The 25,077-nt window shown below is 66.2% G+C and carries 25 protein-coding genes and 1 pseudogene; 11 read left to right on the forward strand and 15 right to left on the reverse strand.

The features are described 5' to 3' along the window. Positions 1 to 2: 2 nt before the first annotated feature. From shn_RS23485 to shn_RS23510, 6 genes are all read right to left on the reverse strand, one after another. The gene (locus tag shn_RS23485; protein WP_064332940.1) at positions 3 to 866 is read right to left on the reverse strand and encodes an ABC transporter permease; all 864 of its coding nucleotides are present in this window, start codon (positions 864 to 866) and stop codon (positions 3 to 5) included. Next, the gene (locus shn_RS23490) at positions 863 to 1,936 is read right to left on the reverse strand and encodes an ABC transporter ATP-binding protein (RefSeq protein ID WP_064332941.1); all 1,074 of its coding nucleotides are present in this window, start codon (positions 1,934 to 1,936) and stop codon (positions 863 to 865) included. Before shn_RS23490 ends, shn_RS23485 begins: the two co-directional genes overlap by 4 nt. 119 nt (positions 1,937 to 2,055) lie before the next feature. Next, positions 2,056 to 3,102 (reverse strand): ABC transporter substrate-binding protein, encoded by a 1,047-nt coding sequence (locus shn_RS23495; RefSeq protein ID WP_064333269.1) that lies wholly within the window; start codon positions 3,100 to 3,102, stop codon positions 2,056 to 2,058. A gap of 67 nt (positions 3,103 to 3,169) precedes the next feature. Continuing rightward, positions 3,170 to 3,832, reverse strand: coding sequence for an RraA family protein (locus tag shn_RS23500; protein ID WP_064332942.1), 663 nt, complete (start codon positions 3,830 to 3,832; stop codon positions 3,170 to 3,172). A gap of 111 nt (positions 3,833 to 3,943) precedes the next feature. Continuing rightward, on the reverse strand, positions 3,944 to 4,747 hold the full coding sequence (locus shn_RS23505; protein ID WP_084438403.1) for a carbon-nitrogen hydrolase family protein: 804 nt from the start codon (positions 4,745 to 4,747) through the stop codon (positions 3,944 to 3,946). A 104-nt stretch (positions 4,748 to 4,851) separates the two neighbouring features. Beyond that, positions 4,852 to 5,748: a LysR family transcriptional regulator gene (locus tag shn_RS23510; protein ID WP_064332943.1), complete on the reverse strand. Its 897-nt coding sequence runs from the start codon at positions 5,746 to 5,748 to the stop codon at positions 4,852 to 4,854. Between the two features lie 274 nt (positions 5,749 to 6,022). On the opposite strand from shn_RS23510, the gene shn_RS23520 reads away from it, so the two are divergent. The 9 genes from shn_RS23520 (at position 6,023) to shn_RS23560 (ending at position 14,496) form a co-directional block, all read left to right on the forward strand. After that, positions 6,023 to 6,637: a cupin domain-containing protein gene (locus tag shn_RS23520; protein WP_064333271.1), complete on the forward strand. Its 615-nt coding sequence runs from the start codon at positions 6,023 to 6,025 to the stop codon at positions 6,635 to 6,637. Positions 6,638 to 6,774: 137 nt separating this feature from the next. Next, the gene (locus shn_RS23525; protein WP_064332945.1) at positions 6,775 to 7,716 is read left to right on the forward strand and encodes a substrate-binding domain-containing protein; all 942 of its coding nucleotides are present in this window, start codon (positions 6,775 to 6,777) and stop codon (positions 7,714 to 7,716) included. Positions 7,717 to 7,786: 70 nt separating this feature from the next. Further along, positions 7,787 to 8,587, forward strand: coding sequence for an ATP-binding cassette domain-containing protein (locus shn_RS23530; RefSeq protein WP_064332946.1), 801 nt, complete (start codon positions 7,787 to 7,789; stop codon positions 8,585 to 8,587). A gap of 86 nt (positions 8,588 to 8,673) precedes the next feature. Beyond that, complete coding sequence (locus shn_RS23535; protein ID WP_245337462.1) at positions 8,674 to 9,594, forward strand: ABC transporter permease; 921 nt, start codon at positions 8,674 to 8,676, stop codon at positions 9,592 to 9,594. Position 9,595: 1 nt separating this feature from the next. Then, positions 9,596 to 10,687, forward strand: a complete 1,092-nt coding sequence (locus shn_RS23540; protein ID WP_064332948.1) for a phosphotriesterase — start codon at positions 9,596 to 9,598, stop codon at positions 10,685 to 10,687. Between the two features lie 28 nt (positions 10,688 to 10,715). Further along, positions 10,716 to 11,480, forward strand: a complete 765-nt coding sequence (locus shn_RS23545) for a glutamine amidotransferase (RefSeq protein ID WP_064332949.1) — start codon at positions 10,716 to 10,718, stop codon at positions 11,478 to 11,480. Positions 11,481 to 11,504: 24 nt separating this feature from the next. After that, positions 11,505 to 12,416 carry a PfkB family carbohydrate kinase gene (locus shn_RS23550; RefSeq protein WP_064332950.1) on the forward strand — a complete coding sequence of 304 codons (912 nt, stop codon included), beginning with the start codon at positions 11,505 to 11,507 and terminating at the stop codon, positions 12,414 to 12,416. Positions 12,417 to 12,421: 5 nt separating this feature from the next. Then, positions 12,422 to 13,255, forward strand: coding sequence for a BtpA/SgcQ family protein (locus shn_RS23555; protein WP_064333272.1), 834 nt, complete (start codon positions 12,422 to 12,424; stop codon positions 13,253 to 13,255). Beyond that, positions 13,252 to 14,496, forward strand: coding sequence for a Zn-dependent hydrolase (locus shn_RS23560; RefSeq protein ID WP_064332951.1), 1,245 nt, complete (start codon positions 13,252 to 13,254; stop codon positions 14,494 to 14,496). The genes shn_RS23555 and shn_RS23560 overlap by 4 nt, the downstream gene beginning before the upstream one ends. 3 nt (positions 14,497 to 14,499) lie before the next feature. Here shn_RS23560 and shn_RS23565 read toward each other — a convergent pair whose 3' ends face one another. From shn_RS23565 to shn_RS23605, 9 genes and pseudogenes are all read right to left on the reverse strand, one after another. Further along, on the reverse strand, positions 14,500 to 15,804 hold the full coding sequence (locus tag shn_RS23565) for an aspartate aminotransferase family protein (protein ID WP_064332952.1): 1,305 nt from the start codon (positions 15,802 to 15,804) through the stop codon (positions 14,500 to 14,502). Continuing rightward, positions 15,782 to 16,486 carry a cysteine hydrolase family protein gene (locus shn_RS23570; protein WP_064332953.1) on the reverse strand — a complete coding sequence of 235 codons (705 nt, stop codon included), beginning with the start codon at positions 16,484 to 16,486 and terminating at the stop codon, positions 15,782 to 15,784. The genes shn_RS23565 and shn_RS23570 overlap by 23 nt, the downstream gene beginning before the upstream one ends. Next, on the reverse strand, positions 16,483 to 17,511 hold the full coding sequence (locus shn_RS23575; protein ID WP_064332954.1) for a branched-chain amino acid ABC transporter permease: 1,029 nt from the start codon (positions 17,509 to 17,511) through the stop codon (positions 16,483 to 16,485). The genes shn_RS23570 and shn_RS23575 overlap by 4 nt, the downstream gene beginning before the upstream one ends. A 12-nt stretch (positions 17,512 to 17,523) precedes the next feature. Then, a complete protein-coding gene (locus shn_RS23580; RefSeq protein ID WP_064332955.1) occupies positions 17,524 to 18,414 on the reverse strand; it encodes a branched-chain amino acid ABC transporter permease in 891 nt (296 codons plus the stop codon). A gap of 5 nt (positions 18,415 to 18,419) precedes the next feature. Beyond that, positions 18,420 to 19,127, reverse strand: coding sequence for an ABC transporter ATP-binding protein (locus shn_RS23585; protein WP_064332956.1), 708 nt, complete (start codon positions 19,125 to 19,127; stop codon positions 18,420 to 18,422). Then, positions 19,120 to 19,854, reverse strand: a complete 735-nt coding sequence (locus shn_RS23590; protein WP_064332957.1) for an ABC transporter ATP-binding protein — start codon at positions 19,852 to 19,854, stop codon at positions 19,120 to 19,122. The genes shn_RS23585 and shn_RS23590 overlap by 8 nt, the downstream gene beginning before the upstream one ends. A gap of 52 nt (positions 19,855 to 19,906) precedes the next feature. After that, positions 19,907 to 21,079, reverse strand: coding sequence for an ABC transporter substrate-binding protein (locus tag shn_RS23595; protein WP_064332958.1), 1,173 nt, complete (start codon positions 21,077 to 21,079; stop codon positions 19,907 to 19,909). A gap of 121 nt (positions 21,080 to 21,200) precedes the next feature. Next, positions 21,201 to 21,851 (reverse strand): isochorismatase family cysteine hydrolase, encoded by a 651-nt coding sequence (locus shn_RS23600; protein WP_064332959.1) that lies wholly within the window; start codon positions 21,849 to 21,851, stop codon positions 21,201 to 21,203. Then, a pseudogene (locus shn_RS23605) lies at positions 21,841 to 22,657 on the reverse strand (N-formylglutamate amidohydrolase). The gene shn_RS23600 and the pseudogene shn_RS23605 overlap by 11 nt, the downstream one beginning before the upstream one ends. Before the next feature lie 148 nt (positions 22,658 to 22,805). Here shn_RS23605 and shn_RS23610 point away from each other — a divergent pair. Both shn_RS23610 and shn_RS23615 read left to right on the forward strand, forming a co-directional pair. Then, positions 22,806 to 23,702 carry a MurR/RpiR family transcriptional regulator gene (locus shn_RS23610; protein WP_064332961.1) on the forward strand — a complete coding sequence of 299 codons (897 nt, stop codon included), beginning with the start codon at positions 22,806 to 22,808 and terminating at the stop codon, positions 23,700 to 23,702. Beyond that, positions 23,692 to 25,005, forward strand: a complete 1,314-nt coding sequence (locus tag shn_RS23615; RefSeq protein WP_145926042.1) for a glutamine synthetase family protein — start codon at positions 23,692 to 23,694, stop codon at positions 25,003 to 25,005. Before shn_RS23610 ends, shn_RS23615 begins: the two co-directional genes overlap by 11 nt. Positions 25,006 to 25,077: the final 72 nt, after the last annotated feature.

Raw genomic sequence — 25,077 nt, forward strand, 5'->3', positions numbered from 1 at the left:
TCCTAGTCGAGACGCCGCAGCACGGCGGAATAGGCCCAGAGCGCGGCGCCGAACACGATGAGCACGAGGATCGAGAGGGTGGAGGCGAGCGGCCAGTTGAGCGTCACGATCGCCTGGTCGTAGATCTCGGTCGCCAGCAGGAAGACCCGCCCGCCGCCCATCAGCTTGGGCGTGATGAAGGACGAGACGGCCAGAACGAAGCAGAGCAGGCAGCCGAGCGCGATGCCGGGCAGCGTCAGCGGCAGGATCACCTTGCGGAAGGTGCGCGCCGGCGTCGCGCCGAGCGTGCGCGCGGCTTCCTCCACCCGCGGATCGAGCCGGCCGAAACCGGCCATCAGCGCCAGGATCATGTAGGGCATCAGGATTTCGGTGAGGCCGATGAAGACGCCCTTGATGTTGAACATCAGGCTCGGCGCCGGCAGGCCGAGCGCCTTGATGGCGCTGACCACCGGGCCGTCGTCGGTCAGGATCGCGATCCAGCCATAGGTGCGCACCACGGCGGAGGTGAGCAGCGGCGAGATGACGAGGACGGTGAGGAACGTCCGCCAGGAGCCGGAGGCGCGATGCAGGTAGAGCGCGATCGGGTAGGAGACGACGAGCGTCGTCAGCGTGATGGCGAGGCTGATCCAGACGGAATTGAGCACCAGCTCCAGATAGAAGGGATCGCTGAGCAGGCCCGCCCAGTTCTCCCAGGTGAAGACCTGCTCGATGCCGCCGCCGATGCGCGACCGGTTGAAGGAATAGCGGGCGAGGTTCAGCACCGGCAGGATGAAGCCGATCGCGTTGATGAGCGCGATGGGGAGCAGCAGGAGGACGGCGAGCTGGCCGTCGCGCCAGGCGCGCGGAAGGGCGGGGGCGGCGCTCATTTCTCGCCCGCCGGATAGATGAGCGTGTCCTCGGCCGACCAGCCGAGCGTGACGCTGTCGCCGGCGGCAAGCGGGCTGCGGCCCCGCCGCGTCGCTTCCTCGACGACGATCTCCTCGCCGCCGACGCTGACGCCGTATTGCACGAGGTCGCCGATGAAGGTGATGGTCGATACGGTGCCCTCGACCTTGTTGTCGGCCTCACCCGTCTCCTGGAGGCGGATGCGGTGCGGGCGGACGAGGATGTCGACGGCGCCGGCGGGCAGGCGCGTGGCGGAGCGGAGCTGCTGGCCGGCCCCCGTGAGGGTGCCTTCCGCGGTTACCACGCCCTTGAGGCGGTTCGTGCGGCCGACGAAATTGGCGACGAAGGCCGTCGCCGGGCGCTCGTAGACCTCGGTCGGCGTGCCGAACTGCTCGACATGGCCGCCGCGCATGACGACCACGCGGTCGCACATCGACAGCGCCTCGACCTGGTCGTGGGTGACGAAGACGGCGGTGATGCCGCTCTGCTGTTGGAGGGCGCGGATCTGCACGCGCATCTCGTCGCGCAGCTTGGCATCGAGATTGGACAGCGGCTCGTCGAGCAGCAGGATCGACGGTTCGATGACGAGGGCGCGGGCGAGCGCCACGCGCTGCTGCTGGCCGCCCGACAGCTCCTTCGGCTTGCGATGGGCGAGGTGGCCGAGCTGGACCATTTCCAGCGCCTGCGCCGCCCGCTTTTCCGCCTCGCGGGCGGGGACGTTGCGCATCTGCAGCCCGAACTGGACGTTGTGTGAAACGTCCATGTGCGGGAAGAGGGCGTAGCTCTGGAAGACCATGCCCATGTCGCGATCATGGATGGGAAGGTGCGTGATGTCGCGCCCTCCCACCATGATGCTGCCCCGGGAGGGTTTGTTGAGGCCGGCGATGATCCGGAGCGTCGTGGTCTTTCCGCATCCCGAGGGGCCGAGGAAGGCGACCATCTCGCCCTTGCGGACGGAAAGATCGAGCGAGGGGATCACGTTGACGGCGCCGAAGCTGACGCCGATCCCCTCCAGTCTGAGATGCTCGTCGGGAGCGGAAGTCGTGGGCATGGGGAACTCCTGGGGCAATTCCTGCAGGGAACGCGGCCTGTCCAAGGGCGGAACTGCGGAAAGACAGACAGATAAAGCGTTTCCGTGATCGGAGAAAACGGAAACGCTTCCGGCCGGCATCAGCGGCTGAGCGGAATGACGCGGCGGCGCCACTGCTCGGTGATGGCGTCGCGGACCTTGGCGACCTCGAGCCAGTTGATGTCGATCATCCTGTCCATGGCGCCGGCCGCCGTGCGCTGCAGCGCCTTCTCCGAGATGAGCGCCGCGGCCTTGGCGTTGGTGGGCGCGTAGAACATCTGCTCGGTGAAGGCGGCCTGCGCCTCGGGGCTCAGCGCATAGTCGATGAATTTCTTCGCGCTTTCGCTGGCCGGCCCGCCCTTGACGAGGCCGATCACGTTGATCTGGAAGCCGCTGCCTTCCTCAGGCAGAACCACGCCGAGCTTGCCGTCCGACAGGTCGGCATAGACCTGCGCGCGGGCGTTCCAGCCGATGCCGATCGCCGCCGTGCCGCTGGAGATCGGCTGGTAGACGTCGGGCCGCGGCTCCCAGGTCTGGACGAGGGGCGCAAGTTCCTCCAGCCGCTTGATGCCGGCCTCGACGCTCTCGATATAGTTCGTGCCGCCGGCCATCTTGTCGGTGATGATGGTCAGCGTCGTGCCCTGGATGTCCGGCACGGCCGGAATGGAGACCTGCTTGGCATATTGCGCGTCCCACAGCGCGTTCCAGGAGGTCGGCGCCTGCTGCACCTTGTCGGTGTTGTAGAGCAGGATGAGGTTGTCGAAGGTGACGCCGGCGGCGTTGACGCCCTCGTAGCGTGCCTGGGGATAGAGGTCGGCGAGATGCTTCGTCACCGTCTCGTCCATCGGGGCGAAGATGCCCTCGTCGGTCGCGGCCTTGGCGACCGAGACGTCCATGATGGCGATGTCGATCTGCGGCGCGCTTGCCTGGGCGCGCAGCGTGCCCAGCATCTGGGCGGAGTTCGGCATGCCGTAGAATTCCACGGTGATGTCGGGATTGGCCTTCATGAAGGGCTCGACGACGGCCTTCACGTAGTTTTCCTGGAAGATGCCGGAATAGGCGGTCAGCACCACCGTATCGGCCATCGCCACGGATGTGGCGAGAGCCATTGCAAGCGCGGCAAGGCCGGCGCGGGTTGCGTTCTTCATTGCGGTCATGAGTTTTCCTCCGCTCTTGAACCGATTGTTCCCATTCGCTTTATCGTATTGAGCCGCTTTAGGCGGCCGAGGCTTCCACGATTTTCGTGGCGCCGGAAATGTCGGGCAGCTTTTCGCCGTTGCGCAGTCGCTCGAGCAGGACGAGTTCGCTTTCCTGCATGCCGAGCGCCTTGTCCACGGCCCATTCGGCCTTGGAAGGGTCGAGCACCAGGACGCCGCTCTCGTCGGCAATGATGGCGTCGCCCGGGTTCACCGTCTGGCCACCCACCGAGACGGGCACGTTGATCGCCCCTTCGAGGCCGAGGATCTTCGTGGTGATCGGCGAGGGGCCGCGGCACCACATCGGCAGGTCGACGCGGCGGATCTCGGAAAAGTCCGTCGCCGGGCCGTCGATGACTGCGCCGACGATGCCGCCGAGCTTCATGGAGTGGGTCACGACGCCGCCCCAGCAGGCATGCTTGTCGTCGCCGCAGCGGTCGACGACGATGAAGTCGCCCGGCCGCACCAGCTTGGTCAGGTAGTGCAGGATGGTCGAGTCGGCATGGGGCAGGCGCACGGTGACCGCGGTGCCGGCAATGCGCTTTTCGGGCAGCACGGCGCGAAGCTCGCGGCTCATGAAGCCGGAATGCAGGAAATGGCCGACCGTGGCGGTCTCGACCTGTTCCATCTTCTTGATGAGGGCCGGGGCGATCTGCTGCGGCATGGGATTGACGACGAACATGACAGGAATTGCTCCATAAGGCAGTTCCGGCAAAAATGCGTAACACTTTTGCGTCCGGACCTGCACAAAAACAAAGAGATGGATTTTTCCGGCTGGAAGGGCCGGGATGTCCTAGAGGACGTGGTGCTGGGCGACCGGCACGTCGCGGCGCACGGCGCCGATGCGGCTGAGGTCGATCCTGGCCGTGGCGGCGCCGACGCCGTCCGAGCACTGCGCGACCATGTGGCCCCAGGGGTCGATGACCATGGAATGGCCCCAGCACCATTTCTTGCCGTCCGCATGGGCGCCGGCCTGGCCGACGGCGACGAAATAGGTCTGCGTCTCGATGGCGCGGGCCCGGGCGAGCACTTCCCAGTGGTCCTTGCCGGTCATCAGCGTGAAGGCGGCGGGAAGCACGATGACGTCGGCGCCCTTGTCGCGCAGCGCCCGGAAGAGCTCGGGGAAGCGGATGTCGTAGCAGATGGCGCAGCCGACGGTCGTGTCGCCGACCTTGTAGGTCACCACGTCCTCGCCGCGGCCGATCGTGTCGGATTCGCGGTAGGAGACGCCGCCGGGCGTGTCCACGTCGAAGAGGTGGATCTTGCGGTACTTTGCGATTTCCTTGCCTTCGGGGCCGAAGACGACCGAGGCGTTGTAGTGGTTGTTGCCGGCCTTCTCGACCATCGAGCCGCAATGCAGCGTCACGCCGAGCTCCCTGGCAAGCGCGGCGAAGCGCTGGTAGGTGCTGCCGTCCGGGAAGCTCTCGCCGCTGCCGTGCACGGCGTCGCGTCCCTCGCCGAGAAAGGCGAAATATTCCGGCAGCACGACGAGGTCCGGCTTCTCCCCGGCCACCACGTCGCGCACCATGCGCTCGGCGTCGTCGAGGTTCTTGGCTTTGTCGGAACCGGAATTCATTTGCACAACACTGATCTTCATCGAAGTCCTCCAAGTCTCAGTGGAGGCATCGTCGGGCCTTGCGACGGGAATGACAAACGATAAAGAATTGTCGTTCACGATAGAAAAAACTTGTGGCGAAAACGCTAGGCGGTGATGCCCGTCGTGTCGAGCGAGGCCTCCCGGGCGATCACCGAAAGTATTGACGGGATTAGGTTTTCCGGGTCGTCGGCATAGACGGCGTGGAGCTTCAGGGCCGGGAAGCGCGGCGTGATCGCAAGCGCCTCCAGCGTGCCGTCGGCGATCATCGGCGCCACCATGGGCACCGGCAGCAGCGCGATGCCGATGCCGTCCCGGGCGAGCCGCAGCATGGCGGAAAGCGAGTTGGAGTTGGAAATGACCGGCGGCTGCACGCCCAGCTCCTCGAACTGCCGCAGCAGCCAGATATGCGGCACGCTGTTGCGCGAGAAGGTGAGCACGGGATAGGCGGACAGGTCCTGCAGGCGCAACTCCCGGCCGCCGAACCGGAAGGCGGGGGCGGCGACCCAGGCGCATTCCATCGTGCCGAGGTCGATGTTCTTGAGGCCGGGAGTGAGAACCGGCCCCATCAGCAGCGCGAGATCGAGCCGCCTCTCGCTGATGTCGCGGCCGATCGCCAGCGACGTGTCCACGTTGAGGTCGAGGCCGAGCGCGGGAAAGCGTTCCTTCACCCGCTCGATGAAATTCGGCAGCCAGGCATGCACGATGGAATCGATGGTGCCGATCGACACGGTAGCGCGCAGGTGCTGCGGGCTGCCGACCGCCATCTTGAAGCTGGTGGCCGCCTTCAGCAGCTCCTCGGCGGGCTGCATGGCGCGCTGGCCGACGGCCGACAGCCGAACGCCGCCCGGCACCCGCTCGAAGAGCTCGCACCCCATCTCCGCCTCCAGGCTGGCGATGCGGTTGGAAACGGCGGCCTGGGTGGCGTTCAGCCGGTCGGCCGCGGCGCGGAAGCTTCCGAGCCGGGCCACCCACACAAATGTCTCGACGAAGCGCAGGTTCATTGCCCGTCCATCTCAGGAATTCGTCTTCCTTCGATATACGCGACGACGGGCGATTTCTACGGCTTTGGGACGGGACGGATGTCGCGGCGCATGCGGTCCGCGGCACCCCCTCTGCCGGCCGGCCGCGCTTCGTCATCGCCGACGAGGCGGTCTCGGCGCGCGACGTCACCGTCCGGGCGACGGTGCCGGGTCAACGGCCGGCGGTCTCTGGACAGCCGTCGATCGAAGGATTTATGATTATGGTCTCGATCAATGCGATACTCATATCATGAACATGCTCAAGCCGCCTTCGCCGTCTGACGGCAGCCGGGAGGACAGGATCCAGTCGAATCCGGTGCGGCTCGGCGCACGCCTGAAGCTCGCCCGCCAGACGCGCGGCCTGACGCTGAAGGCGCTGGCGCAGGCGGCGGAGTGTTCCGAAAGCCTGCTTTCCAAGATCGAGAACGGCAAGGCCTCGCCCTCGCTGCCCATGCTGCACCGGCTGGTGCGCGCGCTCGATTCCAATATCGGCTGGATGTTCGAGGAGACCGACGGCGAGGAGGGCGTGGTCTTCCGTGCCGGGACCCGCCCGCTCATCGCGCTCGATCCCCTTCGGCGCGGCGAGGGCATTTCGCTCGAACGCATCATTCCCTATTCGGCCGGCCATCTTCTCCAGTGCAACATCCACCACATCGATGCCGGCGGCCAGAGCGCCGGGCCGATCCAGCATATCGGCGAAGAGGTGGGCTACGTGCTGGTCGGCGAAATCGAATTGATGATCGGCGACAAGACCTTTCGGCTTTCGGCCGGCGACAGTTTCGTGTTCAATTCCGAGCTTGCGCACTGGTATCGCAATGTAGGGGCCGAGCGTGCTTCGATCTTCTGGGTGAATACACCGCCAACCTTTTGATATTTCTTTTAAAAATTCCCTCAGCGGATTCAGCGGCAGCGCCATTCAAGTCTCTTGACAAGAATTCAAGTCACTTGAATAATGCCTCTCGTAAATTCCGGTTGCCGCCAACGGCATCAAACAAGGGGAACATCAAAATGGGTCGGACCAAATATCTCCTCGGCTGCGCTGCAGCCGTCGCCATGACGCTTTCCATAGGCGCCGCAAACGCCTTCGCCGATACGTTCGCGCTCGTCACCATCAACCAGCAGGCGCTCTTCTTCAACCAGATCAATGACGGCGCCAGCGCGGCGGCCAAGGAGGCCGGCGCCGAGCTCGTCATCTTCAACGCCAACAACGTGCCCTCCGCCCAGAACGACGCGATCGAGACCTACATCACCCAGAAGGTCGACGGCATCATTCTGGTCGCCATCGATGTCAACGGCGTGAAGCCCGCCATCACCGCCGCCAAGAATGCCGGCATTCCCGTCATCGCCATCGACGCGCAGATCCCTGATGGCGACAACATCGCCTTCGTCGGCGTCGACAACACGGCGGCGGGCGGCGAGATCGGCAAGTTCTTCTCTGACTATGTGAAGAGCGACATGGGCGGCACCGCCAAGGTCGGCGTCGTCGGCGCGCTCAACTCCTTCATCCAGAACCAGCGCCTCGACGGCTTCAAGGCGGCGGTGACAGAGGGCGGCCAGAACGTCGAATTCCTCAACACCGTCGACGGCCAGAACGTGCAGGACGTGGCGCTTGCGGCCGCCGAAAACCTGATGACCGCCAACCCGGACATGACGGCGCTCTACGCCACCGGCGAGCCGGCGCTGCTCGGCGCGGTCTCGGCCGTCGCCAGCCAGGGTCGCGGCGACAGCATCAAGGTCTTCGGTTGGGACCTGACGAAATCCGCCATCGACGGCATCGACCAGGGTTTTGTCACCGCCGTCATCCAGCAGGACCCGGCCGGTGAAGGCAAGGCCGCCGTCGAAGCGCTCGTCAAGGTGAAGAAGGGCGAGACTATCGAGCCGATCATCAACGTGCCGGTGACGATCGTCACCAAGGAGAACGTCGACCAGTATCGCGACATGTTCAAGTAAGCCGAACCGCCGCTGCCCTGTCCGCGCAAGCGGGCCGGGCAGCCGGAACCTCCTCCAGGGGCCATCGAACATGACCGACACTGACGTCAGCCGCGTCCGGATGACCGGCATATCCAAGCGCTATGGCGCGCTGCAATCGCTCGACAACGCCTCGCTCAACCTCATGCCGGGCGAAGTGCTCGGGCTGGTGGGCGACAACGGCGCGGGAAAATCCACCATGAGCAAGGTGCTCTCGGGCGCCGTCATCCCCGACGCCGGCACGATCGAGATCGACGGCCGGCCGGTGTCCTTCACCTCGCCTGCCGAGGCGCGCGCCGCACGCATCGAGATGGTCTACCAGGACCTCGCGCTCTGTGACACGATCGACGTCGCCGGCAACCTCTTCCTCGGCCGCGAGCCGAAGCGGCGCCTCGCCGGCGTGCCGCTGCTCGACAAGAAGACGATGCACGAGCGGGCGCGCGACATGCTCTCCAATCTCGGCATCGTCATTCCCGATACGCGCATGAAGGTGGAGAACCTTTCCGGCGGCCAGCGCCAGTCGATCGCGATCGGCCGCGCCGCCTCCTTCAATCCCTCCGTTCTGATCATGGACGAGCCGACGGCCGCCCTTGCGGTCGCCGAGGTGGAGGCCGTGCTCGAACTCATCCGCACCGTCTCGAAGCGCGGGGTCTCCGTCATCCTTATCACGCACCGGCTGCAGGACCTCTTCCTCGTCTGCGATCGCATCCAGGTCATGTACGAAGGCCGCAACGTCGCCGAGCGGCGCATCGAGGACACCAATATCGAGGACGTCGTCAATCTCATCGTCGGGCGGAAGTTCACCGCCCGTTCCGCCGGCCACAACCACCAGGAACGAGGCGCCTCCGCATGAGCTCCGAGCCCAACGCCTATTCCAGCCATCCGCCGCGCCTGCGGGATGCGACCATCCTCGACAAGGTCGTCGCCAATGGCGGCGTCATGTCGATCGCGCTGTTCTTCATCGTCTGCTGCCTCTTCTTCGCGGTGACGACGGATGCCTTCCTCACGGCACCGAACCTCCTGAACATCATCCGCCAGTCCGCGCCGCTGCTGATCGTCGCGGCCGCCATGACCTTCGTCATCACGACGGGCGGCATCGACCTTTCCGTCGGCTCCGTCCTGGCGCTGACCGCGACGCTCTCCGCCGCCGCCCTGCAGGCCGGCGTTCCCTGGCCGCTCGCCATCCTGCTGATGCTCGCGCTCGGCGGCGTGGTGGGGCTGATCCAGGGTTATTTCATCGCCTATGAGCGCATCCCCGCCTTCATCGTCACGCTGGCCGGCCTCTCCGTCATCCGCGGCTTCGCGCTCCTGATCACCGGCGGCTATTCGATCCCGATCGAGCCGACGAGCCCGTTCGTCACGATCGGCCGGGCCTGGATCCTCGGCATTCCGGCGCCGGCGCTCATCGCCATCGTCGTGCTGATTGTCGCCTATATCGCCTTCAACGAGACCCATTTCGGCCGCTACGTCACCGGCGTCGGCGCCAATGCGGAGGCCACGCGCCGGGCCGGCGTCAACACGCGGCGCATCATCCTGTGGGTCTACATCCTGTCGGGCACGGCCTCGGCAGCGGCCGGCGTCATCCTCTCCGCCCGTCTCGGTTCCGGCTCCTCGAATGCGGGGCAGGGGTTCGAACTCGACGTCATCGCGGCCGTGGTGCTCGGCGGCACCAGTCTCTTCGGCGGGCGCGGCTCGCTGGTCGGCACGATCCTCGGGGCGCTGACGGTCGCGGTGCTGGCGAACGGCCTCATCCTGTCGCATCTCTCGCCCTTCTTCACGCCCATCGTCACCGGTCTCATCATCCTGGTCGCGATCTGGCTCAACTTCCGCCTCTTCAAGGGCGGGGCGAGGGGGCGCTGACATGCTCGATCACCTCTTTGCCGAGGAGCCGCGGAAACGCCATCCGATCGGCGTCAGGTCCGGCACCGCGATGACCGTGACGGGACCGGTCCCGATCGAAGATCTCGGCGTGACGCTGATGCACGAGCATATCTTCCTCGATGGTGCGCGCAGCTGGATCTGCCCCTGCCATCCCGATGAGAAGGCGATCGCCGAGCAGAAGGTCAATATCGAGATCGTCGGCGAGCTGCGGATGAACCCCTACATGAACCGGGACAACGTCTCGCTCGACGACGGGGACCTGGCGCTCAGCGAGTTGAAGCGCTTCCAGGCGCTGGGCGGCTGCACCGTGGTGGAGACGACGAATTTCGGCATCGGCCGCGATGCGGCCGGCCTGGCCCGCATCGCCCGCATGTCCGGTCTCCGGATCATCATGGGCACCGGCTTCTATCTCGAACACACCCATCCCGACTGGCTGAAGGCGATGGATGTGGAGGAGGTGACGCAGTTCATCGTCGAGGATGTCGGCGGCGGCGAGAGCCAGCCGGAGATCATGGCAGGCATCATCGGCGAGGTCGGCGTCAGCCGCAACTTCACCACTGAAGAGGAAAAGTCGCTGCGCGCCTCGGCGCGGGCGGCGCGCATCACCGGCCTGCCGCTCTCCATCCATTTGCCGGGCTGGGAACGCCTCGCCCACCGCGTGCTCGACGTGGTGGAGGAGGAGGGCGCCGATCCGGCGCATACCGTGCTCTGCCACATGAACCCGAGCCACAGCGATCCCGACTACCAGATGGCGCTCGCAAGGCGCGGTGCCTTCCTGGAATACGACATGATCGGCATGGATTATTATTATGCCGACCAGGACGCCCAGTCGCCGTCCGACGAGGAGAATGCCCGCGCCATCGCGGCCCTTGTCGACAGGGGCTTTGCCGACCGGCTGCTGCTGTCGCAGGACGTGTTCCTCAAGATCATGCTCACCCGCTACGGCGGCTTTGGCTATGGCTACATCCTCAAGCATTTCCTGCCGCGCCTGAAGCGGCACGGCGTCGAGCAGGCGGCCATCGACCGCATGCTGATCGACAATCCGAAATCCGTCTTCTCTGCCGCGCACTGAGCGCCGGCCAACCGTTCAAGGAGCTACCATGACCAAGAAGAAAGTGCTGCTGGCCGGCGAATCCTGGGTTTCGACCGCGACCCACATCAAGGGCTTCGACCAGTTTCCGACCGTCACCTACCATACCGGAGCCGACGAACTCCTGAAGGCGCTGAAGGACAGCCCCTTCGACGTCACCTTCATGCCGGCGCACGAGGCACAGAAGGAGTTTCCGAGCACGCTGGAGGGCCTTCAGACCTATGACGCCATCGTGCTCTCGGATATCGGCGCCAACACGCTGCTGCTGCATCCCGACACCTGGATCCACTCCCGCCGCACGCCGAACCGCCTGAAGCTGCTGCGCGACTATGTCGCCAAGGGCGGCGCGCTCCTGATGTTCGGCGGCTACTATTCCTTCCAGGGCATCAACGGCGGCGCGCGTTTCCGCAATACGGCCGTCGAAGAGGTCCTGCCCGTCGCGTGCCTCTCGGTCGACGACCGCGTGGAAGTGCCGGAAGGCTTTACGCCCGTCGTCTCGGGCGATGCGTCGCACCCGATCCTGTCGGGCATTTCCGGCGAATTCCCCTATCTGCTCGGCTTCAACGAGGTGACGCTGAAGGACGGCGCCAACCAGTTGATGACCGTTTCCTCCGAATATGGTTCGCTGCCGCTGCTCGTCACCGGCACCTATGGCGAGGGCCGCACGGTGGTCTGGACGTCGGATGTCGGCCCGCACTGGCTGCCGCCGGAATTCATCGCCTGGCCCGGCTACAAGACCCTGTTCGAGCAGATGCTCGCCTGGGCGACGGACTGACCGGAGGTTCCAGGAAACAGCCCCATGACCATCCACGTCGTCGGCAATGTCTGCGTCGATACGAGCTTTCGCCTGGCGCGGCTGCCGCTGCCCGGCGAAACGCTGAATGCGGCCGCTGCCGGCGACGGTCCAGGTGGCAAGGGCGCCAACCAGGCGGTTGCCGCGGCCCGTACGGGGGCTGCGGTGGCGCTGTGGGCGCCGGTCGGCCGGGATGCGGCGAGCGACTGGGTCGAGGGGGTGATCGCCGCCGAGATCCCGGATCTCCGCCTCGTGCATCTCGACCTGCCCTGCGACCGCTCGGTGATCATGATCGACCGCGCCGGCGAGAATGTCATCATCACCGCCGCGGCCTGCGCGGAGGCCTTCGACCCGCTCGCCATGACCACCCTCGGCGACACATGGGCGGCCGGCGACATGCTGCTGATGCAGGGGAACCTTTCGACGGCCGCGACGATGGCCTGCCTGGCGGCGGCGCGGGCGGCAGGCCTCGTCACGATACTCAATCCGAGCCCGCTTTCCGCCGATCCGCTCGACCTTGCGGCCGTGTCGCTCATCGTCGTCAACCGGCCGGAGGCGGAGGCCCTGACCGGCGAGGCCGATGCCGAGCGTGCAGCGCGCCGCTTGCTGGCGATGGGTGCAGATAGCGCCATCGTCACGCTCGGCAGCGCGGGCGCCCTGCTTCTTGAGGCAGGCACTTCGTCCGCCGTCCGCCTCCCGCCCTCCGATGTGGAGGCCGTCGATGCCAGCGGCGCGGGCGATTGTTTCGCCGGCACGCTTGCCGGCCTGCTGGCGCAGGGGGCATCGCTCCCCGATGCCGCGCGGCTGGCAACCCGGGCGGCAGCCATCGCGGTCGCTCGTCCCGGCACGCTCGCCTCCTTCCCCACGCCGGCGGAAATCGCCGCCCTCACCAAGACACTGAAACTGGAAAACGTGTGATCGCCATGAGCAACCCCATCGGACGGCAGGACAAGGATACGCTGAAGACGCTTTTCGGGCGCGACAAGCCGGTGATCGGCGTGGTGCACCTGCTCCCGCTGCCGGGCGCACCGCGTTATGACGACGAGGGCGTGGAGGCGATCTACGAGCGCGGCCTTTCGGATGCGCGCGCCTATCTTTCCGGCGGCTGCGACGCGCTGATCGTCGAGAACCACGGCGATGTGCCGTTCTCGAAGCCGGACCAGATCGGCCACGAGACCTCCGCCCACATGGCCGTCATCGCCGACCGCATCCGCCGCGAGCTCGGCCGCCCGATCGGCATCAACGTGCTTGCCAATGCGGCGATCCCGGCGCTTGCCATCGCCTCGGCCTCCTCGGCCTCGTTCATCCGCGTCAATCAGTGGGCCAATGCCTATGTCGCCAATGAGGGCTTCGTGGAGGGCGAATCCGCCCGCGCCATGCGCTACCGGGCGCAACTGCGTGCCAGAGGCATCCGCATCTTCGCCGACGCCCATGTCAAGCACGGCGCGCACGCCATCGTTTCCGACCGGCCGGTCGAGGAGCAGGTCAAGGACCTCGTCTTCTTCGATGCCGACGTCGTCATCGCCACCGGCCAGCGCACCGGCCATACGGCCGATCTCGGCTATATCCGCATGATCAAGGAGGCCGCCTCGCTGCCGACGCTGGTCGGCAGCGGCGTCACCCATGACAATGCCAACGACATCCTCGCCGTCGCCGACGGCGTGATCATCGCCAGCGCCCTCAAATATGACGGCGTCTGGTGGAACGCGGTCGATCCGGACCGGGTGAAGCGCTTCATCGCAGGCCTCGGCCGATGAGCACAATGCCGGAGGTCAATCCCGCGCGCCTCCTCACATCCATCGCCGATTTCGCGGCCATCGGCGCGACGCCCGCCGGCGGCGTCAACCGGCAGGCCCTGAGCGTCGAAGACCGTACCGCCCGCCGCTTGCTGGCCGAGCGCGCTTTCGCGCGGGGCTTCACCGTCTTCCAGGATGAGGCGGCCAATCTTTTCCTCCGCCGCGACGGCCGGGATGCGACGCTGCCGCCGCTCCTCATCGGCAGCCATCTCGACAGCCAGCCGACCGGCGGCCGCTACGACGGCGCGCTCGGCACGCTCAGCGCCTTCGAGGTGCTGGAAGCGCTCGCCGATGCGGGCGTCGAGACCGACCGCACCATCGAGGTCGTCGCCTTCACCAACGAGGAGGGCAGCCGCTTCTCGCCGGGCTGCATGGGCTCCATGGCCTTCGCCGGCGCGGGTAACCTTTCGGATTGGCGCCGGGCGCGGGCGACGGACGGCGCGCTGCTCGCCGACGAACTGGCGGCGACGCTGCAAGCGCTGCCGGAAGCCCGCATGCGGCCCATCGGGCACGCCATCTCCGCTTTCGTCGAGCTGCATATCGAGCAAGGCCCCGTTCTCGAACGCGAGGACGTGCCGATCGGCGTGGTCACCGCCGTTCAGGGCACGAAATGGCTGGAGATCGCCTTTTCCGGCGAGGCGGCCCATGCCGGGACCACGCCGCTGGAATTCCGCAAGGATCCGATGGGCGCGGCGGCGGCGGCCATCGCGCGCATCCAGGACGACATCATGCCCGCCGATCCCGAGGCGCGGCTGACGGTCGGCCGCATCGCCGCCGAGCCGGGCTCCATCAACGTCATCCCGAGCCGCGTCTCCTTTACCGTCGACATCCGCCATCCGGACGCGGCGGCGCTTGCGGCGATGGACCGGCGCGTGAGGGAGGAATGCGAGGCCGCGGGCGCGCGGTGGGGCTGCGAAACGGCCATCGAACTGCGCGTCGACATGGCTCCCGGCCGGTTCGCCCCGGAGGTGACGGCGGCGATCGAGGAGACGTGCCGGGCGCTCGCGATCCGCAGCCGGCCGATGGTGTCGGGCGCCTTTCACGATGCGCTCTTCGTGGGCCGGCTCGCCCCGGCGGCGATGATCTTCGTGCCCTGCCGCAACGGCATCAGCCACAACGAGGCGGAGTTCGTTTCCGACGCGCATATCATCGCCGGTGCGCGCACCCTGCTGGGCGTGGCGCTTCGTCTTTCGGCCGCCTGAAACCTACCAGCCGGCGAAATCGGCAAGCAGCGCCTCGTCGACCCGGCCCGCCGCGACATCGGCGAGCGCCTGGTCCAGGATGGCGACACCCTCCTGGGCTTCCGCCTCCGTCAGGGTCAGCGGCGGCGTGAATTCCAGCACGTTGGAGTTGACGCCGACATAGTAGAGCACGAGGCCGAGCTGGAAGGCGCGGTAGACCGCCAACGCCGTCTGCCGCAGGGCCGGTGCGCCATCCGCAACAAGCTCGACGCCGAGGGCGAGGCCCCGGCCGCGCACATTGCCGATCAGGGCATGGCGGGTGGCGAGGCGGTCGAGCGTCTCGCGCAGCATGCGTCCTGTCCGTTCCGCATTGGCGACGAGATTGTCGCGCTCGATGGTCTGCAGCACGGCGAGCGCCGCGGCGGCGCAGACCGGATTGCCGTGCACGGTCTGCAGCGAGAAGGCGACGGCGTGGTTCAGGATGGCCTCCGGGCCGACCACCGCCGAGACCGGCAGCCCACCGCCGAGGCCCTTGCCGAAGACGACGATGTCGGGCTCGATGCCGGCGTGCTCGAAGGCGTTGAAGCGCCCGGTGCGGCCGAGGCCGACCTTCACCTCGTCTGAGACGATGAGGATGCCGTGTGTGCGGCAGAGCGCTTCCACGTCCTTGAAAAACCCGTCCGGCGGCACCAGCATGCCGCCGTCCGACTGGATCGGCTCTATGAAGAAGGCAGCGATCTCTTGCGGCGGGACCTCGGTGGCGAAAAGGGTTTCGAGATAAGCGAGGGCGGCGTCCTTCGCGGCGTCGGGGCCGCCGGCGGCGTAGCTGTTGGGGTAGGGCACCAGCGTCAGGCCCTTCGCCCGCGCACCCTGCTGGGCGGGGTGGCCGGAGACGGCCATGGAACCGACGGTGCCGCCGTGATAGGCGCCGTTAAAGGCAAGGATGCGCGGCCGGCCGGTGGCGGCGACGACCATGCGGGCGACCGTCTCGTTGGCGTCCGAGCCGGAATGGCCGAACCAGACGCGGCCGCGGGCGCGTTCCGGTACGAGGGAGAGCAGCTTTTCGGCGAGCAGCACCGAGGGTTCGTTGGCCGTGGAGAGATAGCTTGCGCCCGCCTGGTCGGAAAGCGCGCGGTTCACCGCCTCGCGGATGGCGGGATGCGAATGGCCGAGGCTCGCCGCGCCCCAGGAGGCGGCGAAGTCGAGGAGTTTGCGCCCGTCGTCGCCGGTGAGGTATGCGCCGCTTCCGCCGACCACCGCCTGCGGAAAGAACCGCAGATGCGCCATCGTCGAGACCGATCGGCTTTCACGGGCGTAGAGGCCGGACATGTCGCTCTCCCGATTCCTTGAAGAAGGTCAGGACCTCGTCAAGCTGGACGACGTGGCAATAGATCATGTTGATGATCTCCAGCTCCCGCCGGTGCAGCTCGTCCGTCGCCGCCGCGCCGCAATCGTCGACGACGACCACGCCGAAGCTTTCGTCCGCCAGGCTGCGCACGGTGGAGGAGACGCACTGGTCGGTGAAGATGCCGCAGCAGATGACGTCCTTGATGCCCATATTGTGGAGGATCAGGCGGAGGTTCGTGCCGGTCAGCGCGCTGTCGGTCGTCTTGGTGATGACGATCTCGTCGGGACGCGGTTCGAGTTCCGGCACGACCTGGCCCTCGGGCAGGTCCTTCGGCAGAAGCAGGTAGTTGAAGCCGGGCTTCTTCTGGCTCAGCGAGCGGTCGCGGCCGTCCGGCTTCAGGCAGGCGATGCGGGCGAAGATGACCTCCACCTTGCGCTTGCGGCATTCCTCGATCAGCCGTGCGGTGTTCGGGATCACCGTTTTGCGCATGCGATCATAGAAGGGCTGCCAGCGGGCGGTCTCTTCCGGCGTGTCCTTCGGGTCGAGATAGGTGTTCTGGATGTCGATGACGAGCAGCGCGGTCGTCTGCGGATCGAGCACGATGTCGTCCGGCGCCTCTGCGTTGGCGTAGTAGAAGGAACGGTAGGCGGTCTTCCAGCTCATGCAACTGTCTCCTTCTTGCGGCGGGCGCGGGTGAGGATGTGGCCGATCTCGCGGTTCGGGAAGAGGCCGCCGGGCTTGACGATCATCACGGCGATCATGGCGAGCGCCAGCACGATCTCGGTGAGGCCGACGACCTGGCCGGCGCCGATGGCGGTGGCGTTCAGCGCGCTTTCGGTGCCGCGAAGGCCTTCATAGGCAAACGTGATGAGGATCGTGCCGGCGACGGCGCCGGTCACCGTGTTCGCCCCGCCGATCACCAGCATGGTGATGATGAGGAAGGTCTCCTTCAGGTAGAAGGCCTTCGGCGCGAAGGAGGTGATGAAATGGCCCCAGAGAGCGCCGCCGATGCCGGCGATGAAGGCGGCGAGGATGAAGGCCCGCCAGCGCAGGTGCGGGATGTTCGCGCCGAGCGCGGCGGCGGCGACCTCGTCCTCTCGGGAGGCACGGAGCAGCTTGCCGGTGCGCGATTCCTTGAAGAGCAGCGCGACGATCACGACGACGGCCGCGACGATGGCGGCGATCGGCAAGTCCGTCGTCTTCGGCAGGCCGAACAGCGTGCGCGGGCCGTTGGTGAAGGCGCTCCAGTTGTTCATGACGGTGTAGAGCACCACGAGCAGCGCAAAGGAGGTGATGACGGAGGCCGCATCCGAAAGCCGCATCAGCGGATAGGCGACGACGGCCGCCACGACCGCGGCAAGCACGCCCGCAGCCAGCATGGCCAGAAGCGGCGAGATCTCCACCACCTTCATGAAGTCGTAGAGGTCCGGCAGCGCCATGCCCTTCATCTGGGCCGGGATGGTCAGCACGGCGGAGGTGTAGGCGCCGAGGCCCATGAAGCCGATATGGGCGAAGGAGAGCAGGCCCGAATTGCCCATGAAGGTCTGCAGGCCGACGACGAGGACCAGCGAGATCAGCAGGTTGGTGGCGATCCGGTCGTAGAGGCGGATGCCGATGAGCTGGCTGCCGATGGCGATGGCGGCGATGACGGCGATGAGGATGAGGGCGGTGAGATAGGAATGTTTCATGGTCTCCGCTCCTCAGGTCCGCTGCCCGCTCGCCGGGCCCTTGATGAGGCCCTGCGGGCGCCAGAGCAGGATCAGGATGACGAGGCTGAAGGTGAAGGCGTCGCGGAACTTCAGGAGATCCTGCGACAGGGTGTAGTTGAGCGTCGTATCGATCAGCGCCAAGAGGAAGCCGCCGACGACGGCGCCCGGAAGGCTGCGCATGCCGCCGATCACGGTGGCGATGAAGGCGACGAGCAGCGGCTCCAGCCCGACGCCCGGCACGACCGTGCCGATGCGGCCGATCCACAGGATGCCGACGACGCCGGCGAGGAAGCCGGAGAGGGCGAAGGCCGAGGAGATGATGAGGTTCGCCGGCACGCCGAGCATGCGGGCCATGGTGAAGTTGGTCGCCGCCGCGCGCATGGCGATGCCGAGCGTCGTCCTGCGCATCAGGAAGGCGACGGCGGCGAGCAGCACGATGGAGGCGGCGATGGTGATGAGGTTGCGCACCGGCGTGATCGCGCCGCCGATCGAGACGGTCTGCGAGAAGATGTCCGGCAGGGGCACGTTGCGCGGGCGCGGCGAGATGAAGAGGAGGGCGGCGTTCTGCAACAGGTTGGAGAAGGCGAAGGAGGTGATCAGCACCGCCGTCACCGATTTGGCGCGCACCGGGCGGAAGGCGGCATAGTCGGTGAGGATGCCGAAGAGCACCGCCATGGCGACGGCGAGTGCGGCCATGACGAGCCAGGGCAGGCCCGAGCCGCTGGAAAGATACATGGTGTAGCCGGCGACCATGATGAGTTCGCCATAGGCGAAATTCACCAGCCGCAGGATGCCGTAGATGATGACGAGGCCGAGCGCCATGAGGGCATAGGCCCCGCCGAGGCTGAGGACGTCGATGACGAACTGGATCGCAAAAGCCATCGGAATCAGCCTCCCAGATAATGTGCGCTGAGATCGCTTCCCGAGCGGATCTCCTCGGCGGTGCCGGATGCGACGATGGCACCGAGCCGCATGACATAGGCGCGGTCGGCGACGGCGAGCGCCTGGTTCACGTTCTGCTCGACGAGCAGGATGGTGAGGCCGGACTTTTTGAGTGTCTCGATCATCTCGAAGATGCGCTCGACGATCGCGGGCGCGAGACCCAGCGAGGGCTCGTCGAGGAGGAGGACGCGCGGCCGCGCCATCAGCGCGCGGGCGATGACGAGCATCTGCTGCTCGCCGCCCGAAAGCGTGCCGGCCGGCTGGCTCGACCGCTCGGCGAGGCGCGGGAAGAGCGTGTGCAGCCTTTCGAGGTTCTGCCGGTTGCCGGCCTGGTCGCGGCGGTGGATGTAGGCGCCGAGCATGAGGTTTTCGGCGACCGTCAGGTCCGGGAAGACGTCGCGGGTTTCCGGCACGGTGGCAAGGCCGGCGCGGATGACCTGCTCGGGATTGGCCGCGGTGATGTCCCGGCCTTCGAGCACGATCGAGCCGCCCGCCGCCTTCAGCGCGCCGGCGATGCATTTGATGGTCGAGGATTTGCCCGCGCCGTTCGCGCCGAGCAGGCTCACCAGCTCGCCCCTGGCGACGGTGAGGCTGATGCCGCGCACCGCGCGGATCGTGCCGTAAATGACGGAGAGGCCGGTGATCTCAAGCATGGGCCGCCCCCTTGCCGAGATAGGCTTCGATGACATCAGGATGGCTGCGGACATGGGCGGCGTCCCCTTCCGCGATGGTGCGTCCGGAGGCGAGCACATGCAGCCGGTGGCAGAGGCGCATGATGAGGCCCATGTCGTGATCGATGATGAGAAGGCCGAGGCCGCGTTTCCTCGGCAGTTCGGAGAGGGTGTGCAGCAGGGTTTCCGTCTCCGCGTCGTTCATGCCGGCGGCGGGTTCGTCGAGCAGCAGGAAGCGCGGTTCGGCGGCGAGCGCCCTTGCGATCTCGACGCGGCGCTTGTCGCCGTAGCTGAGGCTTTCGCCCAGCTCATCCGCCTTCGCCGAAAGGCCGAGTTCGTCGAGAAGGTTTTTCGCGCGCTCGGTGGCGACCCCGCGGGAAGCGCCCTTCGCCAGGGCTGCCGCCTCGACATTCTCCAGCACCGTCATCGTGTTGAAAAGGCGCACGATCTGGAAGGAGCGGCTGACGCCGGCAAGGGCGATCTTACGCGGCGAGAGGCCGGAAAGGGTTATGTCGCCGGCGGTGATCGTGCCGCCCGCCAGCTTTACCTGGCCGGTGATGGCGTTGATGAGCGTCGTCTTGCCCGAGCCGTTCGGACCGATCAGGCCGACGACCTCGCCGGTGAGAACGGAGAGCGACACATGGTCGAGGGCGCGGAGGCCGGTGAATTCCACCGACACGTCGTTTACCGCGAGGCGCGTTTCAGACATGGCTTTTCCGAAGGTGATGGGCCGGCTTTGGCGGCCGGCCCGTAAAGTACGATCAGGGCTTCGGCAGGGATTCCGGCTTGCGCCAGCCCACGAAGGTCGGCTTGCCGCCCTTCAGCTCGATGAGCGCCGCCGCCTTGTTCGGAACGTGGCCCTCTTCGGCCGTGCCGTAGTCGAGGTCGCCGGTCAGCAGCTTGAACTGGCCGTCTTCCAGCGCCTTGGCGAGCGCGCCGCCTTCCGTCGTGCCGGCCGCCTTGATCGCCTCGGCGATCATCATGATCGTGTCCCAGCCCGTCGAGACGAAGGACGTGTCCGGCTCGTTGCCGAACATCTCCTTGTAGAGACCGATGAATTTCTCCATTTCCGGATCCGCTCCCGTTCCCATCCAGGTATGGGTGACGAAATAGACGTCGTTGCCGAACTTTTCGCCGAGCGCCTCGTGCATCGCCGGGTCGTCATAGGCATCGCCGCCGAGGATCGGCGCGTCATAGCCGACTTCGCGCAGTGCGCGGATGATCACGCCGATATCCGTGCCGTAGGACGAGACGAAGATCACGTCCGGCTTCTTGCCGAGCGCCTGGAGACGCGCGAGCTGGGCGGAAAAGTTGTTGTCGCCGTTCGTATAGGTGTCTTCCAGGATGATCTCGCCGCCATCGGCCTTGAACTGCTCGACGAAATACTTGGAGAGCGACTTGGTGTAGGCGATGAACTGATCGGTGACGACATAGGCCGTCTTCCAGCCCTTCTCCTTGAAGGCGAAATCGGCTGCCGTCGCGCCCATCGTGGTGTTCCACATCGAGAGCGTGAACTGCTTGTCGCCGAGCGACCAGGAAGAGTAGAGCGGATCGGAGGCGCAGGTCGAGATGCCGACGAGGCCGGCCGACTGCGCCTCGCGGCTCGCCGGCGAGCCGAAGTCGAAATCGCAGGGCGCGACGATGACTTGCGCGCCCTTGTCGATCAGCTCGACGGCGACGTTGCCGACCGTCACCGGATCGGACTTGCCGTCGATGTTGATGAACTCGACCTGCTTGCCGAGCACGCCGCCATTGTCGTTGAGATATTTCACCGCAACCTGCGCGCCGTTGTAGCCGGGCGTGTCGAGCGGGGCCTGGATGCCCGTCATCGAGAGCGCGCCGCCGATGACGATCTTGTCGTCCTCGGCAAAGGCCGCGGAGGCGGCGAGCGCAAGGCTTGCGGCCGCCAGAAGCAGTTTGGAAGTCTTCATCATGGTCGTTCCCCTTTTTGATGCCTTTCGGCAGTGAAATGTCGCGCGGCCCGGCCTTTTGTTGTGTTCTGCGGCCCGCTTTCGGATGCTCCTCGTTTCCGTCCCGTCGGTTCGTCTGCGGGCCTTACTGCCCGATCTCCTTCAGCAGTGCATCGGTCGAGACCTGCCGGCAATAGCCCTTGATGGCGCTCAGCGAGGTGTCGTGGCGCTCCTGCGAATAGGTGCCGCAGGCATCGGGCACCAGCGTCACGAGATAGTTGAGGTCGCAGGCATCGCGCACGGCCGATTCCACGCACTGGTCGGTCAGAAGTCCACACAGCACGAGTTGTTTTACGCCGAGATTGCGCAGGATGTAGTCGATATGGGTGGAGACGAAGACGCTGGACGAGCTCTTCGGGAAGACGATCTCGTCCTCCAGCGGCGCCAGCTCGTCGATGACCTTGCCGTCCCACGAGCCCTTCGGCACGTTGAAGCCGGTGATCTTGTAGTCCAGGCTGCGGTCGCGGCCGTCCCTGGTGAGGCTCTCGATCGTGGTGTGCAGCACCTCGATGCCGGCCTTGCGGAAGCCTTCCAGCAGGCGCTGCATGTTCGGGATCGCGACCTCGTGGATGCGCTTGAAATAATAGCCGTATTTTCCCGCGATATCGGCGTCGGAAACATCCTTGAACTCGCCGCCCTCGCGGCGCACGGAAAAGTTCTGCACGTCGATGAAGAGGATGGCGGAGGCGGCCGGATCGAGCGGCACGTCGCGGGTGGTCGGATGGTCAGCGGCCATCAGGCGTTTCCTTCGAGGCTGTCTGCCGCAAGGCGGAGGGGGCCGGCGAGGCGGCCTGCCCATTCCTCTTGCCCGCGGGCATCGTTGATGAGGTCGTTGCGCACTTCCAGAAGCACATGCGCTATGCCGCGCCGCTCGCCGTGCACCGGGATCGTGTAGTCGGAGATGTCGTCGACGTGATAGGGTGCGTTGAGCTTGACGGTGACGTCCGGATTGGCGGCGCGGAACGTCTGCGCAAGCCGCTCGGCAAGGCGGGCGTCGCGGTTGTAGAGCAGGCCGAGCTCGAAGTCCCGCGTCGCGCCCGTCGCGCGCATGACCGGCGTGAAACTGTGCACCGAGACGAGGACGAGCGGCTTTCCGCTCGCCTGGCGCTGGTCGAGCGCTGCGGCGATCGCCTCATGCAGCGGCTGGTGGATTTCCACGAAGCGGCAGCGGCGGTCGAGATCGCTGATATCGGCATTTGCCGGCACCGGCGTGCCGTCGCTCTCTTCGACGACGCAATCCTTCGCCTCGAAGGGCCGGTTGCAGTCGATGACGAGGCGGCTGTAGCGCTGCAGGATGAGCGCGGCGTCGAGGCGCTCGGCCAGGCCGCGGGCGACGCCCTCCGCGCCGACGTCATAGGCGATGTGGCGATCCATCTCCGCGGCGGGAATGCCGAGATCGCCGAGCGCAGCCGGGATGGCGCGGCCGGCATGTTCGCAGGTCAGGAAGATCGACGAGGCGCCGGCAGGGTTGATCCGTTCCACCGGCTCCGGGTCGCCCGTCTGCAGCAATCTGGTCGTGTCGCGGTCTGCGAACCTGAGCATGGAATGGGATCCGTCACGGGCCCGGCGGGTCGGGCTTTTCCTGACAGGCAGTCAAGGAAATTTTTCGATCATAGTCAATTGCATTTTTCCGTTTGACTAATTTTTTTCATGGCGCGAATATCCGAACCAATCAGGGGAACGAACGCCAATGAGCGATGGGAAATCGTCGACGACGATCCGCACGAGGATCCGCGATGCCGCAGCGCAACTGACCGCCAGCGAGCGCAAGATCGCCAATGCCATTCTTGCCGATTATCCCTTCACGGGCCTCGAAAGCATCCAGGAACTGGCGGCCAAGACCGGGGTCAGCGCACCCTCGATCACCCGCTTCGTCAGCAAGATCGGCTGCGGCGGCTTCCAAGACCTGCAGCGCCAGTTGATCACCGAATTGAAGGAAGGGCAGCGCTCGCCGCTCGACCTGAAATCGAGCCAGAAGCCGGTCGGCCATTCGGAGTTCCTGTCGGAATATGTGGCGCGCGTCTCGGCGGTCATGCAGGAGATGACGGCGACGGTGTCGCAGGCACAGTTCGACATTCTCGCCGACCTGCTCGCCGATCCCTCGCGCAACATCTTCCTGCTCGGCGGGCGCGTCAGCGACAATGTCGCCGCGTTCCTGTCGATCCACCTGCGCCAGATCCGCAGCGGCATCTACCACATGTCCGACAATCCGGAAATGTGGCCGGAGCACGTCTTGCGCATGCGCAAGAAGGACGTCGTGCTGCTGTTCGATTTCCGTCGCTACCAGCTCAGCCTCGCGCGCCTTGCCGAGACGATCGCCAAGAAGCGCGGCGCGACCATCGTCGTCGTCACCGACAAGTGGATGTCGCCGGCCGCGCGCAGCGCCGATCATATCGTCGCGCTGCCGATCGATGCCGGCACGGCCTGGGATACGGTGGCCGCCGCCATGGCGTTGGTCGAGGCGCTGATCGTGCGCGTCTCGGAGGCCGACTGGGAGGCGACGCAGAAACGCATCAAGGATTGGGACGGCATCCGCTTTTCGATGCCGGGTTATGACCAGATCAACGGGGACGCCGATGAAACGTGAGGAAATGATGGTCGCCTGCTGCGGCGACCTTTCGGGCAAGGTGCGCGGCAAGGCCTTTCCGCTGGCGCAGATGGACAAACGCCTGAAGCGCGGCGTCGGCTGGACGCCGACCAACGTGCAGATCACCTGCTTCGACAACATCGCCGAAAGCCCGTTCGGTTCGCTCGGCGACCTCGTGCTCATTCCCGATCCCGCGACACGCGTCAGCATCGAGAGCGAGGAGGGGGCGCCGAACGAGAATTTCGTCATCGGCAACATCCGCTATACCGATGGCCGACCGTGGGAGTTCTGCACGCGCTCGATCCTCGAAACGGCGCTCGATCATCTGCAAAGGGTGGCGGGCGTCACGCTCTACGGCGCCTTCGAGCACGAGTTCCAGATCAAGCACCTCGTCTCCGATATCGGCAAGGCCTTCACGCTCGGCGGGTTTCAGGAGGAGCGGCATTTCTGCGAGGCGATCATCGCGGCGATGCGGGAGGCGGGCGTCACGCCCGACACCATCCTCAAGGAGTTCGGCGCCGGCCAGTTCGAGGTGACGATGGGTCCGCAGAAGGGCGTCACCATCGCGGACCATTCGCTGATCACCCGCGAACTCGTCGGCCTCGTCGCCCGCGAGCTCGGCTACGACCCGACCTTCACGCCGATCCGCGATCCCGCGGGCGTCGGCAACGGCGTGCATGTGCATATGAGCATGCTGGATGCAGCCGGCAATCCGGTCACCCATGATCCGGACGGCAAGCACGAGCTCTCCGATGTCGCCGGAAAATTCGTTGCCGGCATCCTGAAATATCTCGATTCGATCATCGCCATCACGGCGCCGAGCGTCGTCTCCTACCTGCGCCTCACCCCGCATCGCTGGAGCGCCGCCTTCAACAATCTCGGTTTTCGCGATCGCGAGGCCTCGGTGCGCATCTGCCCGGTTTCCGACATCAGCGACATCGCCCGCGCGGCCCAGTTCAACTTCGAGTTCCGCGCTGCGGACGGCGCGGCCAACCCGCATCTCGCGCTCGCCGCCATCGTGCATGCCGGCGTGCAGGGCATCGAGGAGGGGCTGGCCGTGCCGGAGGCGACGCAGGAGGACCTGTCGCTGCTGGGCGTTGAGGCGCTGGCCGCGCGCGGCTATGTGCGCCTGCCGCAGACGCTGGAGGCCGCGCTCCAGCGGTTCCGCGGCAATGCGACGGTCTGCGGCTGGTTCCCCGAGGGCTTTGCCGACGTCTATGTCAAGCACAAGGAAGGCGAGATCGCCTATCTCTCGGGCAAGACGCAGGCGGAGATCTGCGCCGCCTACGAAAGCGCCTACTAGCCACAAGGTCCTTGGGCGCGGGGAACCACGCACGGCTCCCCGCGTTCCTTTCGGGTGAATTTGACCTGAAAG

The sequence above is a fragment of the Shinella sp. HZN7 genome, from assembly GCF_001652565.1.
Lineage (GTDB): Bacteria > Pseudomonadota > Alphaproteobacteria > Rhizobiales > Rhizobiaceae > Shinella > Shinella granuli.